The sequence below is a fragment of the Micromonospora sp. NPDC050495 genome (assembly GCF_040655175.1).
Taxonomy (GTDB): domain Bacteria; phylum Actinomycetota; class Actinomycetes; order Mycobacteriales; family Micromonosporaceae; genus Micromonospora.
This window is the reverse complement of sequence record NZ_JBFAJK010000001.1, coordinates 218,214-235,372: the sequence shown is the minus strand read 5'-3', so window position 1 is coordinate 235,372 and position 17,159 is coordinate 218,214. Positions and strand designations below refer to the sequence as shown.

The 17,159-nt window shown below is 72.7% G+C and carries 19 protein-coding genes; 7 read left to right on the top strand and 12 right to left on the bottom strand.

Annotation, left to right across the window (positions count from 1 at the left end; translation table 11 throughout):
• Positions 1-171 precede the first annotated feature (171 nt).
• Complete coding sequence (locus tag AB0I11_RS01090) at positions 172-687, top strand: SRPBCC family protein (RefSeq protein ID WP_357308635.1); 516 nt, start codon at positions 172-174, stop codon at positions 685-687.
• 10 nt (positions 688-697) lie between these two features.
• Here AB0I11_RS01090 and AB0I11_RS01085 read toward each other — a convergent pair whose 3' ends face one another.
• Positions 698-1,402 (bottom strand): DUF2786 domain-containing protein, encoded by a 705-nt coding sequence (locus tag AB0I11_RS01085; protein ID WP_357308632.1) that lies wholly within the window; start codon positions 1,400-1,402, stop codon positions 698-700.
• Between the two features lie 36 nt (positions 1,403-1,438).
• Positions 1,439-1,828, bottom strand: a complete 390-nt coding sequence (locus AB0I11_RS01080; protein WP_046567346.1) for a hypothetical protein — start codon at positions 1,826-1,828, stop codon at positions 1,439-1,441.
• Positions 1,829-1,994: 166 nt separating this feature from the next.
• Here AB0I11_RS01080 and AB0I11_RS01075 point away from each other — a divergent pair, with 166 nt between their 5' ends.
• Positions 1,995-3,347 carry an ABC transporter substrate-binding protein gene (locus AB0I11_RS01075; RefSeq protein WP_357308629.1) on the top strand — a complete coding sequence of 451 codons (1,353 nt, stop codon included), beginning with the start codon at positions 1,995-1,997 and terminating at the stop codon, positions 3,345-3,347.
• A gap of 55 nt (positions 3,348-3,402) precedes the next feature.
• On the opposite strand, the gene AB0I11_RS01070 is transcribed toward AB0I11_RS01075, so the two are convergent.
• Entirely contained in the window at positions 3,403-4,146 is a 744-nt protein-coding gene (locus AB0I11_RS01070; protein WP_357308626.1) for an enoyl-CoA hydratase/isomerase family protein, read from the bottom strand.
• Positions 4,143-5,000, bottom strand: a complete 858-nt coding sequence (locus tag AB0I11_RS01065) for a 3-hydroxyacyl-CoA dehydrogenase family protein (protein WP_357308623.1) — start codon at positions 4,998-5,000, stop codon at positions 4,143-4,145. The genes AB0I11_RS01070 and AB0I11_RS01065 overlap by 4 nt, the downstream gene beginning before the upstream one ends.
• 162 nt (positions 5,001-5,162) lie before the next feature.
• On the opposite strand from AB0I11_RS01065, the gene AB0I11_RS01060 reads away from it, so the two are divergent.
• On the top strand, positions 5,163-5,450 hold the full coding sequence (locus AB0I11_RS01060) for a hypothetical protein (protein WP_357308620.1): 288 nt from the start codon (positions 5,163-5,165) through the stop codon (positions 5,448-5,450).
• Between the two features lie 49 nt (positions 5,451-5,499).
• Here AB0I11_RS01060 and AB0I11_RS01055 read toward each other — a convergent pair whose 3' ends face one another.
• Positions 5,500-6,240 (bottom strand): class I SAM-dependent methyltransferase, encoded by a 741-nt coding sequence (locus AB0I11_RS01055; protein WP_357310076.1) that lies wholly within the window; start codon positions 6,238-6,240, stop codon positions 5,500-5,502.
• 161 nt (positions 6,241-6,401) lie between these two features.
• Here AB0I11_RS01055 and AB0I11_RS01050 point away from each other — a divergent pair, with 161 nt between their 5' ends.
• A complete protein-coding gene (locus AB0I11_RS01050; RefSeq protein WP_357308617.1) occupies positions 6,402-6,782 on the top strand; it encodes a PPOX class F420-dependent oxidoreductase in 381 nt (126 codons plus the stop codon).
• Between the two features lie 102 nt (positions 6,783-6,884).
• On the opposite strand, the gene AB0I11_RS01045 is transcribed toward AB0I11_RS01050, so the two are convergent.
• Both AB0I11_RS01045 and AB0I11_RS01040 read right to left on the bottom strand, forming a co-directional pair.
• Positions 6,885-7,094, bottom strand: a complete 210-nt coding sequence (locus AB0I11_RS01045; RefSeq protein WP_007073996.1) for a BldC family transcriptional regulator — start codon at positions 7,092-7,094, stop codon at positions 6,885-6,887.
• Between the two features lie 254 nt (positions 7,095-7,348).
• Positions 7,349-8,188, bottom strand: a complete 840-nt coding sequence (locus AB0I11_RS01040) for a hypothetical protein (protein ID WP_357308614.1) — start codon at positions 8,186-8,188, stop codon at positions 7,349-7,351.
• A gap of 169 nt (positions 8,189-8,357) precedes the next feature.
• Here AB0I11_RS01040 and AB0I11_RS01035 point away from each other — a divergent pair, with 169 nt between their 5' ends.
• Both AB0I11_RS01035 and AB0I11_RS01030 read left to right on the top strand, forming a co-directional pair.
• The gene (locus AB0I11_RS01035; RefSeq protein ID WP_357308611.1) at positions 8,358-9,440 is read left to right on the top strand and encodes a Glu/Leu/Phe/Val dehydrogenase dimerization domain-containing protein; all 1,083 of its coding nucleotides are present in this window, start codon (positions 8,358-8,360) and stop codon (positions 9,438-9,440) included.
• Between the two features lie 302 nt (positions 9,441-9,742).
• Positions 9,743-9,958, top strand: coding sequence for a DUF3073 domain-containing protein (locus AB0I11_RS01030; RefSeq protein ID WP_046567332.1), 216 nt, complete (start codon positions 9,743-9,745; stop codon positions 9,956-9,958).
• A 149-nt stretch (positions 9,959-10,107) separates the two neighbouring features.
• Here the strand turns inward: AB0I11_RS01030 and amcA are convergent, their stop codons facing one another.
• The 5 genes from amcA to AB0I11_RS01005 all read right to left on the bottom strand — a co-directional run bounded on the left by amcA (position 10,108) and on the right by AB0I11_RS01005 (position 14,828).
• On the bottom strand, positions 10,108-10,344 hold the full coding sequence (gene amcA / locus AB0I11_RS01025) for a multiple cyclophane-containing RiPP AmcA (protein ID WP_357308607.1): 237 nt from the start codon (positions 10,342-10,344) through the stop codon (positions 10,108-10,110).
• A complete protein-coding gene (amcB, locus tag AB0I11_RS01020) occupies positions 10,313-11,416 on the bottom strand; it encodes a cyclophane-forming radical SAM peptide maturase AmcB (RefSeq protein ID WP_357310065.1) in 1,104 nt (367 codons plus the stop codon). Before amcB ends, amcA begins: the two co-directional genes overlap by 32 nt.
• 125 nt (positions 11,417-11,541) lie before the next feature.
• Complete coding sequence (gene purM / locus AB0I11_RS01015; protein WP_357308604.1) at positions 11,542-12,696, bottom strand: phosphoribosylformylglycinamidine cyclo-ligase; 1,155 nt, start codon at positions 12,694-12,696, stop codon at positions 11,542-11,544.
• Positions 12,697-12,756: 60 nt separating this feature from the next.
• Positions 12,757-14,307, bottom strand: coding sequence for an amidophosphoribosyltransferase (gene purF / locus AB0I11_RS01010; RefSeq protein ID WP_357308601.1), 1,551 nt, complete (start codon positions 14,305-14,307; stop codon positions 12,757-12,759).
• Between the two features lie 152 nt (positions 14,308-14,459).
• Positions 14,460-14,828 carry a sterol carrier family protein gene (locus AB0I11_RS01005; protein WP_357308598.1) on the bottom strand — a complete coding sequence of 123 codons (369 nt, stop codon included), beginning with the start codon at positions 14,826-14,828 and terminating at the stop codon, positions 14,460-14,462.
• A gap of 163 nt (positions 14,829-14,991) precedes the next feature.
• On the opposite strand from AB0I11_RS01005, the gene AB0I11_RS01000 reads away from it, so the two are divergent.
• Positions 14,992-17,112, top strand: a complete 2,121-nt coding sequence (locus tag AB0I11_RS01000; protein WP_357308595.1) for a carboxypeptidase-like regulatory domain-containing protein — start codon at positions 14,992-14,994, stop codon at positions 17,110-17,112.
• Positions 17,113-17,159: the final 47 nt, after the last annotated feature.

Genomic DNA, 17,159 nt, shown 5'->3' with positions numbered 1-17,159 from the left:
CGCCGGAGCTGCCCCCGGCGGACCCGTTGGAAACCGGCCCACCGGGCCCGCCGAAAACCGGGCCGGCCCGGCACACCTCCCGACGGGCTGTCGGAAAAACAGGAGCCGGTTGTCCAAACCGGGCGCGCGCGAAGCTGCACACCGGGGCATCAGCCGGTATGGTCCGGGCCTATGGGACAGGAGATGGCCGACCCGGATGAGGTTCGTCAGGAATTCGACCGGTTCACCCTACGGAGCAGCCTCCTCGTCCCCGCCTCGGCCGAAACCGCGTTCGCCGTCTTCACCGGGTCGCTGACCGACTGGTGGGTGCCCGAATACACCTGGTCGGGACCGGACGCGCTGGCCGAGCTCGGCGTCGAGCCGCGGGCCGGCGGCATGTTCTACGAGATCGGCCCGTACGGCTTCCGCAGCGACTGGGGCCGGGTGCTCACCTGGGACCCGCCCCGCCGGCTGGTCTTCACCTGGCAGATCGGTCCGGACCGGGTGCCGGTGCCGGACCCGGCGCGGGCCAGCGAGGTGGAGGTGCTCTTCCAGCCCGAGGCGCCGGAGCTGACCTGGGTCGAGGTCGAGCACCGCAACTTCGACCGGCACGGCGAGGCGGCCGAGGGCTACCGCGAGGCGCTCACCGCCGGCTGGCAGGAGCTGCTCAGCCGCTACCTCGCCACGGTCACCCGCGCCGCCAGGTGACGCCGCCCGGTCAGCGGCCGATGCCCGGCATGCCGGCCGCGCCGGTCACGCCCGTACCGCCCAGGTTGGCGCGGCGTCCGGCCGCCGCGCCCGGGGTGAAGCCGCTGCCCGCGAGCCGGCGGCGCGGCGCGGTCCGCAGTCGCGGGTAGACCTCGGCCAGCCGGCGCTGCACCCGGTCCGAGCGGTCGGCGAGCACCAGCGCCACCGAGGGCGCCACCGAGTCGGCGACCGCACCGGCCTCGGCCGCCCGCAGCCGCTCGGCGACCACGTGCGCGAAGCCGGCCAGCCAGGTACGCCGGAACGCGGCCGGGTGTTCGTCGGCCGGCACGGCCGCGCCGGCCAGCCCGTGCGCGGCCTGCACCAGCAGCGACGTGAAGAGCAGCTCGACCCGTTCCAGGTCACTGGCGAAGCCGAACAGGTGCAGGGCGAAGCCGGACCCCGCGCGGCGCCGCACGCAGCGGCAGCGCAGCGGTTCGGCGACGGCCGCGAGCAGGCCGGCCTTGTCCCGGGCGTACGGGGCGACCACCTCGACCACCCGGTCGCCGACCGGGTCGGTGGCGGGTGCCCGGGCGGCCAGCAGCGCCCGGTCGACGCCGTAGCGGGCGATCAGCTCGGTCGCCTTGGCCATGAACGCCGCCGCCTCGGCGGGCGTGCAGGCCGGGTCCTCGGCCTGGGCGAGCAGCTTGCGGACCTTGCTCAGCATCGCCTCGGACATGCACCAGAGCTATCACAGCCCCGCAGCGGCGCGCGGTCAGCCCGTCCGGCTGCGCAACGTCGCGACCGTCGAACCGGCGAGGGTGAGCAGGCAGTCGGGGAGCTGGCCGTCGGCCACCGCGGCCCCGAACAGGGCTTCCCCGGTGTCGATGTCGTCGTTGGCGTACGCGCTGACGAAGCGGGCCACCCAGCGGGTGTCGTAGTCAGCCTGGTCGATACCCGGGAAGTCGAGGGCGGCGCCGCCGGCCGGCGCGTCGTCGCCGACCATGGTGGCGGCCAGGCACCAGGCCACCCCGTACGCGCCGGCCAGACCGGAGCGGTCCACCACGGCGTCAAAGGTGCCCACCACCCCGTCGCCGTCACCGGCCAGCGCCCAGCGGAGCACGGCGGTCGCATCGTCCAGCGTCTGCTGTGCTTCGTCGGTCACCTGGCGAACTGTAGGACGAAGGGTCAAGCGGTGACCCCGAAACGGGCCGACCGTCACGCTGCGTAATAACGGGAGTCGGGGTGCCGACGGAGCCACCTCCACGGTCCCGTGTCCAGCGCCGGCACGCTATCGTGCCCAACGGACCTTCGCCGGAGGAAGGACGACCATGCCCGTATCACGCGCGTCGCGCGCGGCCTTGTCCACGGCTTGCGCGGCGCTCCTGCTCGCTACCAGCGCCTGCGGGAGCGACCAGCCCGAAGAGGCAGCCACCACCACCCAGGTGCGCCTCTACGGCACCGACGGCAACATGCAGAACTCGTACGCCGACGAGCTGAAGGACCGCGCGGACCTTCTGAACGGCATGAAGGGCACCACGCCCCTCACGCAGTTGCCGGAGAGCTTCAAGGAACGGCTACGCACGGTAGACCCGAAGCTGCGGGACTACCTCTACTCCGCCGAGTCGTACGACGCGGTGGTGATCAGTTCGCTCGCCGCTCAGCTCGCCGGCACCACCGAGCCGACCGAGATCGCCAAGCAGATCGTCGGCGTGACGAACGGTGGCGAGCGCTGCGAGGAGCCGGCGGCCTGCCTCCAGCTGGCCCGGGAGGGGCGCGACATCGAGTACCGGGGGGTGTCGCTGGACCGGGCCGGGTTCACCGACGCCGGCGAGCCGGCCACCGCCAGCTACGCCACCCTGCACTTCGACGACCAGAAGCTCAACGACGGCAAGACCGAGTTCGTCGGCGCCGGCGACGAGTCGGGGGCGAGCACCAAGGCCCCGCCGCCGGGGAAGAAGCAGCGCGGCGGCAAGTCGTACAAGGGCGACGGGTCCCCGCTGGTGCTCGGCGGGCTGCTGCCGAAGACCGGTGACCTGGCGCTGGCGTACCCGCCGATCGCGGCCGGGGTGGCGCTCGCGCTGCGGGAGATCAACGCGGCCGGCGGCGTGCTCGGCGAGCCGGTCACCTGGATCGACGGCGACGACGGCACCGACCCGAAGGTGGCCAAGGCGATGGTCGCCTCGCACATCGCCAGCGGGGTGCACGTCATCATCGGTGCGGCCGCGTCCGGCATCTCGCGGGCCGTGCTGCCGGACGTGGTGGCGGCGAAGCGGATCCTCTTCTCCCCGTCGAACACCGACGCCGGCCTGACCACGGTGGACGACAAGGGCCTCTACTTCCGTACCGCACCGCCGGACAGCCTCCAGGGCCGCGCCCTGGCCGACGTGATAATGCGCGACGGGCCGCACAAGATCGCCATCGTGGCGCGCAAGGACTCCTACGGCGAGGGCCTCCAGGAGAACGTCCGCGCCGAGCTGGAGCGGGCCGGCATGGGCGCGGACCGGGTCAAGCTGCTGTCGTACGTGCCGCCGGAGGGCGCGTCGGCACCGCCGGTGGACTTCTCCACCGGCGCCCGCGAGATCAAGGCGTACGGCGCGGACGCCGTGCTGGTCATCGGCTTCGGCGAGTCCGCGAAGGTGATCACCGCGCTGGCCGACGCCGGGGTACCGCTCCGGCACTGAGCGACGACGAGGGCCGCACCGGTTCGCCGGTGCGGCCCTCGTGCTGTCCGGTGGCTCAGCGGCTGCGGCGCCGCTCCAGGAACTCGGTCATCCGCCGCTGCTTCTCCTCGTCCTCGAAGAGCACCGCCTGGCTGAGCAGGTCGAGCTGGGGGTGGGCGGCGGCCGGGGAGTCCACGGCCAGCTTGGTCAGCCGGACCGCCAGGGCGGAGCCCTTGGCGATCTCGTCGAGCAGGCCGTGCGCGGTGGGCAGCAGCTCCGCCGGTTCGGCCACCACCCGGTTGACCAGCCCGATCCGCAGCGCCTCGTCGGCGTCCACCCGCCGGCCGGTGAAGAGCAGCTCCTTGGCCCGGGCCTCGCCGATCAGCGCCGGGAGCCGGTAGGTCGCGCCCGCGCCGGCCAGGATGCCCAGCCGCACCTCGGGCTGGCCGAACACCGCACGGCCCGTGCACACCCGCAGGTCGCAGGCGTACGCCAGTTCGGCGCCGCCGCCCAGCGCCGGGCCGTCCACGGCCGCCACGGTCGGCATCGGCAGCGCCCGGATCCGGGCGAAGGCGGCCTGGTTGATGGCGGCCAGCGCGTCCAGCCGGCCCCGCTCGCGGAGCTGGCCGATGTCCGCCCCGCCGGCGAAGATGCCGTCCGTGCCGCCGGTCAGCAGCAGCAGCCGCGGCCGCGCCTCCAGCTCGGCGCAGACCTCGTGCAGCTCGCCGATCAGGTCGGCGTCGATGGCGTTGCGCTTCTCCGGCCGGTCCAGGGTGACCACCAGCCGGTCCGGCAGCTCCTCGATCCGCAGCCCACTCAATGCTTTACTCCGCCTTCCCAGGTGTAGAAGCCCTGCCCGGACTTCTTGCCCAGCCGGCCGGCGGCCACCATCTCGACCAGCAGCGGCGGCGGCGCGAACCGGTCCCCGTACGCGGCCTGCAGGGTGCGGGCGATGTCGAGGCGGACGTCCAGCCCGACCAGGTCGGTCAGCTCCAGCGGGCCGACCGGGTGCCGGTAGCCGAGCACCATGGCCTTGTCGATGTCGGCCGGGCTGGCCACCCCGTCGGCGACCATCCGGATCGCCTCCAGGCCGAGGGTGACCCCGAGCCGGGAGGTGGCGAAGCCGGGCAGGTCGCGTACCACGACGGGGTCCTTGCCCAGCCGGCCGGCGAGCGCGACGGCCGCCTCGGTGGTCCGCGGCGCGGTGGCCGGGCCGACCACGATCTCGAGCAGCGCCATCGTCCAGACCGGGTTGAAGAAGTGCAGGCCCAGGAAGTCGGCCGGCCGGTCCAGTCCCTCGGCCAGCGCGGCGATCGGGATGCTGGAGGTGTTGCTGCCGAGCAGGGCGGGCCGACGCGCCTCGGCCTCCCCGAGCACGGCACGCTTGAGGTCGAGCCGCTCGGGGACCGCCTCCACGATGACGTCGGGCCCGTCGGCGACCTCGGTGAGGCCGGCCCGCAGGGTGACCCGCTCCCGGCTCGCCGTCGCCGCCTCGGCGGTCAGCTTGCCGCGCTGGACCCCGCGGTCCCACAGCTCGCCGAGCCGCCGTACGGCGGCCGCGCCGCGCTCCGGGTCCACCTCGACCAGCTCGACGGCGTACCCGGCGCCGGCGGCCACGTACGCGATGCCGAGGCCCATGGTGCCGGCCCCGACCACCACAAAACGACCACTCATGACGTCCCCTCGTCGCGGCGGCGGCGCGCGGGGTCTCCGCCGCACCGGGCCGGCCGCTTCCTCGTTCCTGGGTGCGACCCTATGCAGGGCCGGCCCGGGCGGCATGCGTGGGGGCGCGCCGGATCGGGTACGACGGCCTCCAACGTCGAAGGAAGGACCGAGATGAGCCAGGCACCGGAGAGCGCGGAGCGCACGGAGACCGTGGAGACCCGCGGCGACGAACGGGTGGACCTGCTGCGCGCGGACACCAACAACGACGGGCGGACCGACGTGTGGGTGGTGGACACCGACGGCGACGGCAAGGCCGACCTGTTCCAGTTCGACACCGACGGTGACGGCAAGGTGGACATCACCATGGTCGACATCGACGAGGACGGCACCCCGGACGAGGTGGTCGACGGCGACGGCGGCCTGCCGCCGGAGCAGACCACCCCCACCGTCCAGGTCTGAGTGCCCGGCGGGGCCCCGCTCGTCGCGTACCCGATGAGCGGGGCCCCGCCTAACGCCGCAGGCTGAGCGTGGCGAGGTAGTAGGGGCGGTCGTGCTCGTCCACGTCGGCCAGTCGCCACGGGGTGCCGTGGACCAGCTCGGCCAGCTCGTCGACCGAGCAGACCAGGTAGTCGAACCACTCGGTGCCGAGCAGCCGGTAGCGCAGCCGCAGCCGCAGCTGACCGCCCAGCCGGCCCCGTCGCCGGTTGCGCTCGTGGTAGCCGGTGTGCACCGGATCCGTGGTGCCGTACGGGTCGGTGCCGTGCGCGATCACCTGCGCGCCGGGGCGGGCCAGGGCGGCGAGCGCGGCCAGGAACGCCGGTGCCCGCTCCCGCCCCTCCAGCAGCCCGAGGTTGTTGCCGAGCAGCAGGAACGTGTCGTACCGGCGGTCGCCCGCGGCGTGTTCGTCGACCGTGCCGTACACCAGGTCGCGTACGCCCCGGTGCCGGCTGACCCGCAGCGCGCCGGCCGAGATGTCCAGCCCGGTGACCGGCACCCCCTGCTCCTGGAGGTGCAGCGCGATCCGGCCGGCGCCGACGCCGATGTCCAGCACCTCACCGTGGACCCGGGCGACGGCCCGGTGGTCGTGCGGTTGCCAGTGCTCGGGCGGATCCAGGTAGTGCCCGGAGGGTGCGCCGTTGACCAGGCCGTCGTCCCGCTCGATGATCTCGATGACCGGCCGGGGCAGCCGTCCGCCGGCCAGCGGCCGGGGCCCGACGCCGGTGGCGACGGCGTACGCGTCCCGGATCATCTCGCCGAACACGTCGCCGATCGTGGGTTCCCCGATCGCGCTGGTCACGGCGCCATCTCGGCTCGCGACTGCGGGGCTCGCAGACCCGGCTCACTCCTCGCGCTCACGGCGATCACGCTATCCGTCCTCGTCCGGCGCGTCACGGTCGTATCCTGAGCGGCGTGACAGACCTGGACCGCCTGGCGGCGGAGAAGTACGTGCTGCTGACGACCTTCCGGAAGGACGGTCGGGCGGTGCCGACGCCGGTCTGGGCGGTGCGTGACGGCAACGCGTTGGCGGTGTGGACGGTGTCCGACTCCGGCAAGGTGAAGCGGATCCGGCGGGACGGCCGGGTGACGGTGGCCCCGTGCGATGTGCGTGGGCGGCCACACGGTGAGCCGGTGCCGGGGCACGCGGCGGTCTCCGACGTGGCGGGGACGCGCCGGATCCGCGGGCTGTTGAAGCAGAAGTACCGGATGATCGGCCGGTTGAGCCTGCTGGGCAGCCGGCTGCGCCGGGGCGAGAGCGGCACGGTGGGGCTGCGGATCGTGCTCGACGAGTGAAGGATCGTGCTGGACGGGTGCACCTGCCCCGGACACGACGAAGGGCGGCGGGATCGACGCTTGCGCGTACGTCCGGCCGCCCCTGATCGGAACGCCTGGGTCTCAGTCCCCCTGACGCTGCTGGGGAATCTGCCCCTGCAGCAGGGCCCGGACCTCCGACTCGCGGTAACGGCGGTGGCCGCCCAGGGTCCGGATGGCGCTGAGCTTGCCAGCCTTGGCCCACCGGGTCACCGTCTTCGGGTCGACACGGAACATCGACGCGACCTCGGCCGGTGTGAGTAGCGGCTCTGGTTCGTGCGTTCGCGATGCCATCGGGGTCACTCCTCCACAGTTATAGACATCGGCCGGGGTCCCGCCGGCCGACGCGTCTCCCATGGTCCGGCTAGTCCCCGATGTCCGACATGGGCCGAACGGCTGAAGGTCCCTAGACGGACGGATGAACCATGCCCGATTTTTACTACTTTTATGTCGCAGAAACTACCTTATTCGGACTCATGATCGCGCGTGGTGATGCGTCAACTACGAGACAGTCTCATACTCTGCGGGCGATCCGGGGGCAAAACGGGCTAGTTGCAGCGCTCCAGCAGCTGCACCGCGCGCCACCGGGCGACCAGCTTGTCGTACGCCGCGGAGGCCTCCTCCGCCTCGCCCCGGGAGAGCCCGGCCAGCCCGGTGGCGACCAGCTCGGTCGAGTCGTCGGCGGAGAGCGTCTCGTCCGGCAGTAGCTGCACCAGGCCGCCGTAGTCCAGCTCGACCACCGAGCGCGGGTGGAACTCCTCCAGCCAGCGGGCGGCCTCCTCGACCGCCTCCGTGATCGGCGCCTCGCCGACCGACTTGCGCAGCACCGACAGCGCCCGGGAGGACCGGCGCCGCGCCTTGGAGATCTCCGTGCGGTAGCGCAACGCGCGCCGGCCCGGCTCGGTCACCAGATGCCGCTCCTGCGCGTCGAAGAGCACGAACCAGCGCAGCGGCACCCCCCAGGTGGCGATCTGCTCGTGCACCCGGGGCACCCCGTGCTCCAGCACCCGGGCCCCGCTGCGCCAGTCCTCCACCACCGCCTTGGCCTGCCCGGCCAGGATCGGCGGGACGAACGCGTCGGCCAGCACCGAGGGCACCCCGTCCCGGGCGCTCAGCGCCGCCTCAGCCACCCGGACCCGCAGGTTCCACGGGCAGACCAGCAGCGTGTCGTCGGTCTCCAGCACGTACGCCTCGTCGGGCAGATCCGGCAACCGGGTCCAGCCCGCGCCGAGCGCCTCGATCACCGCGGTCCGCTGCCGGACCGGGCCTTCCAGCGGGGCGATCGCGCGTCCCTCGTTGACGTACCGGCGCCAGAACGACTGGCGTTCCCGATCGAAGGCGGTCAGCGGCTCGTACACGCGCAGGTAACTAGCGAAGAGCGACGGCACGGCGCGATCCTCCCACGAGACGGGACCCGTACGCCGCCGCCGCGACGGGGCTGCGTGACGTGCGCGACAGTACGGCTGCGGCCGATATTAGGCTCAACAGCACCGGCAGCATCCCGCCGGCGTCACAGGGCCGCGCCCCACAAGGGCGCACACCGACACAGGAGCAGTCATGGGCGTATTCGCGAGCACCGACGACCCGGGAGCCACGGGTCACGAACAGGTGGTCTTCTGCCAGGACAAGCAGTCCGGCCTGAAGGCGATCATCGGGATCTACTCGACCGCGCTGGGCCCCGCGCTCGGCGGCACCCGGTTCTACCCGTACGCCAGCGAGGCCGAGGCGCTCGCCGACGTGCTCGACCTCTCCCGGGGCATGGCCTACAAGAACGCCCTGGCCGGCCTCGACCTGGGTGGCGGCAAGGCGGTCATCTGGGGTGACCCGGAGCAGATCAAGAGCGAGCCGCTGCTGCGCGCGTACGGCCGCTTCGTGGAGTCCCTGGGCGGGCGCTACTACACCGCCTGCGACGTCGGCACCTACGTCGCCGACATGGACGTGATCGCCCGGGAGACCCGCTACGTCACCGGCCGCAGCGTGGAGCACGGCGGTGCCGGTGACTCCTCGATCCTGACCGCCTGGGGCGTCTTCCAGGGCATGCGGGCCGCCGCCGAGCACGTCTGGGGCGACCCGACGCTGGCCGGCCGCCGGGTCGGCGTGGCCGGCCTGGGCAAGGTCGGCAAGTACCTCACCGGTCACCTGGTCTCCGACGGCGCCGAGGTGGTGGCGACCGACGTCAACCCGAAGGCGCTCGACTGGGTGCGCGCCACCCACCCGCAGGTCGAGCTGGTGGACGACGTCGCGGCCCTGGTCGCGGCCGACATCGACGTGTACGCCCCGTGCGCGCTGGGCGGCGCCCTCAACGACGACACGGTGCCGGTGCTGCGGGCCAAGGTGGTCGCCGGCGCGGCGAACAACCAGCTCGCCCACCCGGGCATCGAGAAGGTCCTCGCCGACCGGGGCATCCTCTACGCCCCGGACTACGTGGTGAACGCCGGTGGCGTGATCCAGGTCGCCGACGAGATCGAGGGCTTCAACTTCGAGCGCGCCAAGCTGCGGGCCACCCGGATCTACGACACCACCCGGGAGATCCTGCGGCTCGCCGACGACGAGGGCGTCCCGCCGGCGGTGGCCGCGGACCGGCTCGCCGAGCGCCGGATGGCCGATGTCGGCCGGCTCCGCACCATCCGCCTGAGCTGAACGTCACCCCCGGGGGCGGAGCCGTGACTCCGCCCCCGGCGCGTGCCGGCCGGAGCGCCGGGTTAAGCTGGCAAATGGGACTTTTCGTACCGGTTTGTCCGCTGTCACGCCCGGTCCCAGCGTCACCCCTTACCGGGTACAATTTGTGACGGCCGGGCAACTGCGACGCGCAGGGCCGGCCGGCGGTAACCCGAGGTGCCGAACGGTGGCATCCCCATGTACCGTAAGAGCCACGAGAGATGCCTGACGTCATCGGGGCCCGCCTTCGGGCTGCCCCGCATTCTGTGCGAGGGGGTCGAGCCATGGGGCGCGGCCGTGCTAAGGCCAAGCAGACGAAGGTGGCCCGGGAGTTGAAGTACCACTCCCCGAACACCGACCTCACCGCCTTGCAGCGCGAGTTGGCGGGTGCTGGTAAGTCTGAGCACAACTTCGACGACGACTACAAAGAGTATGTCGACGACGATGATGAGGATCACGCGGACGACGACCCGGACACCTGGGCGCGCCCGGCCCGCTGACACCTCCGGTCGCATCTTGAGCACGCGGTGACTCCCCGCGTGCTCACGCATGTGCCGGCAGAAGCAGCGCAGTGCCGACGATCAGGGACCTGCCACCCCGGAGCAGCATTCCGGACGAGCGGCAGATCCCTGATCGCGGGCACCGACCGTCAGCGGGGTCGGTTGTTCCAGTTGTAGAACGTCGGGATGTTCTCGAAGTGGTTCCACGCGCACACCGCGCTGGCCCCGTCGCCGCCCGACACCTCCGCCCGTAGCAGCCGCGCGGCCTCAGCCTCGTGGAGCAGTGCGGTCAACCCCACCGCGGCGTCCCGCACCCGGTCGGCGACCGGATCCGGGCCGGCTTCCCCGGCGCGCTCAGGCTGCCGGTGACCCATGGTCTCGGGCATGCTCCAACACTCCCTCCAATAGGCGGATCTTGCTGTTGCGGCAGTGCTCGGTCTCCGTACCGTCAAAACGCCCCAGCTCGAAGAAGCGGTTGGCCGCGTGGCCCCCGCCGCAGAAGCCGAAGTAGGGGCAGGACGACCGGCACGCCTCCACACCGGTGAGGAACTCGCCCACCCAGGGCGTGCCGCCGGCGCCGGCCAGGATCTCCGCCAGCGGGGCGGTCAGCACGTTGCCGCTGCTGAAGTCGCCGTACCGGGGATCGGAGAAGCCGGCCAGCTCCGGGGAGAGCACCACCACCGAGCCGTCCTGGGCGACGGTCGGGATCGGGTCCAGCTGGCGGGGCAGCAACCCGTCCGCCGTGCCGGCCAGCACCGCCCCCGCGTACCGCAACGACCACTCGACCTCGCGCAGGTGGATCCGGGGATCCCGCCGCCAGGCGGCGACCAACTCCGCCCAGAACCCGGTCACCGCCGCCGCGTCCCGGGCGTTGCTCCGGGTGTTGACTCCCTCGGTCTCCTCGATGTTGACCCCCAGCACGTCGCAGCCGAGGTCGAGGAAGTAGTCGTACAACTCGGTGGCCAGGCCCGGCTCCGGGCGGGAGACCACCGCCAGGGCCGAGAAGGGCAACCCGTGCCGGCGCAGCGCCACCACGCCGGCCACGATCCGGTCGTACGCCGGCCGGCCGCCCCGGGTCACCCGCTCCGCGTTGCGCTCCCGGGGCCCGTCCACGCTCACGCTGACCCGCACCCCGTGCTCGGCGAAGAACGCGCACCAGGCGTCGTCGACCAGGGTGGCGTTGGTCTGGACGTGGTGCTCCACCTCGGGCGCGAACGGGGCGAGCAGGGCGGCCAGGTGCTCCCGCCCGGCCGCGAGCGGCTCGCCACCGTGCCAGACCACCGAGAACCGCCCCGCGGCCGCCCACGGGTTCACCGACGCCGCCACCGCCTCGGCGACCGCCACCGGCATCCGCCGGTCCACGGCCCGCATCGGCAGGTAGCAGTAGGCGCAGTCGAGGTTGCACAGCGTCGTCGGCTGCATCACCACGTACGAGGGGACGGCGGCAATGCCCCGCATCCCGTGATGCGTTCCACGAGCAGCCATCAACCCTCCCCCGCCTAGCCTCAGACCCTTCAGGCTAGGCGGCACTGGCCACTCGGGTGAACCCCCGATCAGGTGCTTGGCCGATCACCGGAGCGTGATCATCCGCGGGTGTGCTGCCCGATCATCTGCACGTTGCCGGACCCTTCGATGATCTCGCCGGCCTGCCAGGCGTCCACGCCACGCCCGGTCAGAGTGGCCAGCGCCCGGTCGGCGTCCTCGGCGGAGACGATCGCGAACATGCCGACGCCCATGTTGAACGTCGCCTCCATCTCCGGGTCCTCGATCCGCCCCTTGGACTGGATCAGGTCGAAGACCGGCTGCGGCTTCCAGGTGGAACGGTTGACCACCGCGTCGACGTGCTCCGGCAGGACCCGGACCAGGTTGCCGGGAATGCCGCCGCCGGTGACGTGGGCCAGCGCCCGCACCTCGGCCTCGGCGATCAGCTTGAGGCAGTCCTGCGCGTAGATCTTGGTCGGGGTGAGCAGCTCCTCGCCGAGGGTGCGCTGCCGGCCGAAGTCGTCGATCACCACGTCCAGCCGCATCCGGCCCGCGCCCAGCAGCACGTGCCGGACCAGCGAGTAGCCGTTGGAGTGCAGGCCGGACGAGCGCATCGCGATGACGACGTCGCCCACCTCCACCCGCTCCGAGCTGAGGATCTCGCTCTCCTCCACCACGCCGACGCCGGTGGCGGAGATGTCGTACTCGTCGGGGCGCAGCACGCCCGGGTGCTCGGCGGTCTCGCCGCCGAGCAGCGCGCAGCCGGCGTACCGGCAACCGTCGGCGATGCCGGCGCCGATCTCGGCGACCTTGTCCGGCACGACCTCGCCGGTGGCGATGTAGTCGAGCAGGAAGAGCGGCTCGGCGCCGCAGGCGACCAGGTCGTCCACCACCATCGCGACCAGGTCGATGCCGACCGTGTCGTGGATGTCGAGCTGCTGGGCGATCACCAGCTTGGTGCCCACCCCGTCGGTGGAGGAGGCCAGGATCGGGTTCTGGTATTTCGTGGTGTCCAGCCGGAACAGGCCGGCGAAGCCGCCCAGGTCACCCATCACCTCGGGGCGCCGGGTCTGCTTGACCTTGGACTTGAGCAGCTCGACCGCGCGGTCGCCCGCCTCGATCGACACCCCGGCGTCGGCGTACGAGACCGAGCGTTTGCGCGTCGTACGGCTGGTGCCGGCCGTCCAGAGCTGGCGGTCGCCGCCGGCGCCCGTCGGGCTGGTTCCTGCGCCGCTGCGCTCGGACACGTGCGTCACGGTTCTCCCCTTTGTGGTTCTCGCGGGCCCGCGGTTGTGCCGGACCCGCGTCGGGTGGTGCTACGGGCGGTGGGTCGCGCCGCCCGGAGCGGCTACCGACGGGTTCAGGTCGGGTAGGGCGTTGGTGCCGGTGCGCTGGGCCGCCTCGGCGGTGACCCGGCGACCCACAGCTTCGAGGATGTGCTTGCCGATCAGGTTCCCGGCCGGCAGCTCGATCGGGTACTCCCCATCGAAACACGCCCGGCAGAGCCGGGTCTTCGGCTGCTCGGTCGCGGCGATCAGCCCGGCCAGCGAGACGTAGCCCAGCGTGTCGGCACCGATCGACCGCCGGATGCCGTCGTTGTCCAGCCCATTGGCGAGCAGCTCCGCCCGGGTGGCGAAGTCGATGCCGTAGAAGCAGGGCCAGTTGACCGGCGGCGAGGAGATCCGGACGTGCACCTCCAGCGCCCCGGCCTCGCGCAGCATCCGCACGATGGCCCGCTGGGTGTTGCCGCGCACGATCGAGTCGTCCACCACCACGACCCGCTTGCCCCGGATGTTCTCCCGCAGCGGGTTGAGCTTGAGCCGGACGCCGAGCTGGCGCAGCGTCTGGGACGGCTGGATGAAGGTCCGCCCGACGTACGGGTTCTTCATCAGGCCCTGGCCGTAGGTGATGCCGGACTCCTCGGCGTAGCCGATGGCGGCCGGCGTGCCGGACTCCGGCACCGGGATCACCAGGTCGGCGTCGACCGGGTGCTCCTTGGCTAGCTGGCGGCCGATCTGCACCCGGGCCGCGTGCACGTTACGGCCGGCGATGGTGGCGTCCGGCCGGGCGATGTAGACGTACTCGAAGAGGCAGCCCTTCGGCTCCGGCGCGGCGAACCGGCTGGACCGCAGCCCGTCCTCGTCGATGGCGATCAGCTCGCCCGGCTCCACCTCGCGGACCACGCTCGCGCCGACGATGTCCAGCGCGGGGGTCTCGCTGGCGACCACCCAGCCGCGCTCCAGCCGGCCGAGCACCAGCGGCCGCACGCCGTGCGGGTCGCGGGCGGCGTAGAGGGTCGACTCGTCCATGAAGACGAAGCTGAACGCGCCGCGCAGTTGGGGCAGGACCTCCAGCGCGGCCGCCTCGACGGAGAGATCGGGCCGGCTCGCCAGCAGCATGGTCACCAGCGAGGTGTCGTTGCTCGACCCGTCCGGGTCGATCCCCCGCTCAACCACCTCCCGCTGCAGCTCGGCGGTGTTGACCAGGTTGCCGTTGTGGGCCAGCGCGATGGTCGTGCCGGCACTGGTCGCGCGGATCGTCGGCTGCGCGTTCTCCCAGGTCGAACCGCCGGTCGTCGAGTAGCGGGCGTGGCCGATGGCGAGGTGCCCGCGCAGGCTCGCCAGGGTCGGCTCGTCGAAGACCTGGGCGACCAGCCCGAGGTCCTTGTAGACCACCACGCCCGAACCGTCGCTCACCGCGATGCCGGCGGCCTCCTGGCCGCGGTGCTGGAGGGCGTACAGCCCGAAGTAGGTGAGGTTCGCGACCTCCTCGCCCGGCGCCCAGACGCCGAAGACGCCGCAGGCGTCCTGTGGGCCGGGTCGTTGGGGGTCAAGGTCGTGGCTCAGCCGGCCATCGCCTCGGGGCACGTGCCGCTCCCTCATGCTGATTGGGACTGGCCTGCGGAGGTCGGGGGTCAAGCTCCGCGTGGTCGGCCGGGACCGTCGTCGCCTGACAGTGTACGCGAATCAGCGTCGACACCGACAGTCACGATTCGCTTGCGCTGGGTGACCTCTTGTGATCACGGTTGGGGCTGCTGGAGCGGAAGGTGTGCGGAGAGGTCGGCCCGGACCCCGCTGACCCGTACGCGACCCTCGGTGACCGCCTCCGCCCAGCCGAGCCGGCCGGTGGCCAGCTCCAGCCAGGTCATCGGGTCCGTTTCCACCACGTTCGGTGGCGTTCCCCGGGTGTGTCGCGGCCCCGCCACGCACTGCACCGCACCGTAGGGTGGAACCCGCACCTCCACCGATCGGCCGGGGGCGCGCTCCGCGAGGACGGCCAAGAGGGTACGGACCGCCTCCCGGAACACCGGCCGTTCGGGCGTACGCCCCTCATCCAGCGCCGACAACGCTGCCGCGACCGCGGCGGAATTAGTGTGCGGAGAGGACACGACGGGACGATACGACCCCACGGCGGCCCGTTCGACGCCGGCCCTGGGTAGAGATGATCCGGTCAGACAAGGCATAGTTGCCGACGGCGTATTCGTACCGTGAGTGATCAACCCGGCCCGGCCGACCGGCCAGCGGGACGATCAGACCCGGAAGGCGGTGGACGTGTCAACACACCGACGTGCCTGGCAGCAGCGGGCCGGTGTGATCGTGGCGCTGGTGTTCGGCGCGCTGCTCACCGTCCCCGCCACACCCGCATCGGCGACCGACCCGAGCGTCTCGATCACCAGTCTGTCGACCGGCACGCTGCAAAGCGGTCAGTCGACACCGATGTCATTCTCCGTGACGAACAAGAACGACTCGCCGACCGCCTTCAGCATCAACGTCGACACGTTCAATGGGCTGTCGTGCCGCGGCGACTGCAACGTGCCGGCCCGTCTCATCGCACCCAACGAGAGCGCGTCGATCACGGTCACCCTGGTCGCCGACAATCTCGGCACGGGCGAGACCAAGTCCGGCCAGGTGCGGGTCTCTGCCAAGTCCGGCGGCGACCAGGCCAGCGACGCTCGCGACATGACCGTCAAGGGTGCTCCCGCCCCGCCGCAGCAGCCGCAGACCGTCAAGTCCGTCTCCGGCAAGGTCGTCGCCTCGGCGAACAGCGAGCCGGTCTCCGGCGCGCTCGTGATGCTCCGGGACAGCCAGAACAGGCAGTACCGGACCACCTCCGACGGTAGCGGGAACTTCCGCTTCTCCGGCTCGACCTCGAACCCGATCGCCCCCGGCCGGCTCGACCTGGGGGCCAGCAAGGACAACAAGAACGAGGTCAAGTCGATCGACGCCGCCGCCGGCCAGTCAGTGACCGGCGTACGGATCGGCCTGGCGATCGAGGTCAAGGCCACCCCGAGCCCCACCCCGTCGGCGAGCGAGGAGGCCCTGCCGAGCGAGGAGGCGACCGAGGAGGCGTCCGAGGAGCCGGCCAGCGAGGCTCCCGCCGCCCAGCAGCCCACCGCCAGCGAGGACTCCGGCGGCATGAGCTCCTGGCTGCTGATCCTGCTCGGTGGCCTGTTCGTCGCGGTGGGCGTCGGCACCATCGTGCTGCTCTACGTGCGACGCAAGAACGACGACGCCGACGGGGACGGCCCGGCCGGTGTCGGCGCGGCGGCCGGTGGCGTGCCCCCCGCGCGCGGCGGTTACCGGGGTGCCGACGACCAGACCCGGGTGGTCAACGGGATGGGCGCCGGGGCGGCCCCCACCATGATCGGCAGCAGCTCGCTCAGCGACGCGCCGACGATGATGCACCGCCCGGTCGTGGACGACGTACCGCCGGACCCGTACGGCGCCCCGCCCGCCCCCGCCTACGGCGGCGGCCAGGGTGCCGGCTGGGCCGGCGGCGGCTACGGCGACGAGGGGCCCGGCCAGGGCTACGGCAACAACGGCTACGGCAACGCGCCCTCCTCGGGCAGCGGCTACGGCAACGCGCCCTCCTCCGGCAGTGGCTACGGCAGCGGCCCGCAGGGTGCCGGCTACGGCAACGCCCCCTCCTCCGGCAGTGGCTACGGCAGCGGCCCGCAGGGTGCTGGCTACGGCAACGCCCCCTCCTCCGGCGGCGGCTACGGCAACGCGCCGTCCTCTGGTGGCGGCTACGGCAGCCGGGACTACGGCGCCGGGGCCGGCGGCTACCCGCCCGCGCAGGGCGGCGGCTACGGCGGCGAGCGGTACGACGAGCCGACCGGCCGCTACACCGGCGACGGCACCCAGTACACCCCGCCGGCCGACCCGTACCCGACCAGCACCTACCAGCCCGACCCGGCGCCCGGCTACGGCCAGCCGGACCCGGCGCCGGCCTACGGCCAGCCGGACCAGGGCCGCCACGGCCTCGGCGGGGAACAGGGCGGCTACGGCACGGGTGGCGGCTACGGCGCTCAGGGCGGCTACGACGCCGGCGCGCCCTACGACAGCGGTTCCCCGGGTGGCTACGGCAACGGGCCGCAGGGCGGTTACGACAACCGGCCCGCCGGCGGCTACGACAGCGCACCCCAGGGCGGCTACGACGGCGGCCAGCCCGGCTACGACGGCTACGACCAGCGGGCCGGCTACGGCGGCGACGCCTACGGCCAGCAGGGCGGGTACGGCCAGGAGCCGCCGCCGCAGCAGCGCACCGGCGGCTACGACGACCCCGGCTACGACCAGGCCGGCTACTACGGCGACCAGGCCCAGGCCGGGCGCACCCGGCCGGACGCCCCGCAGGACCGGAGCGGCCGCCGCCTGGACTGGCTGGACGACTGACCGCCGGGGCCGAGTCCCCGACCGACCGACAGTGGCCGCCCGGATCG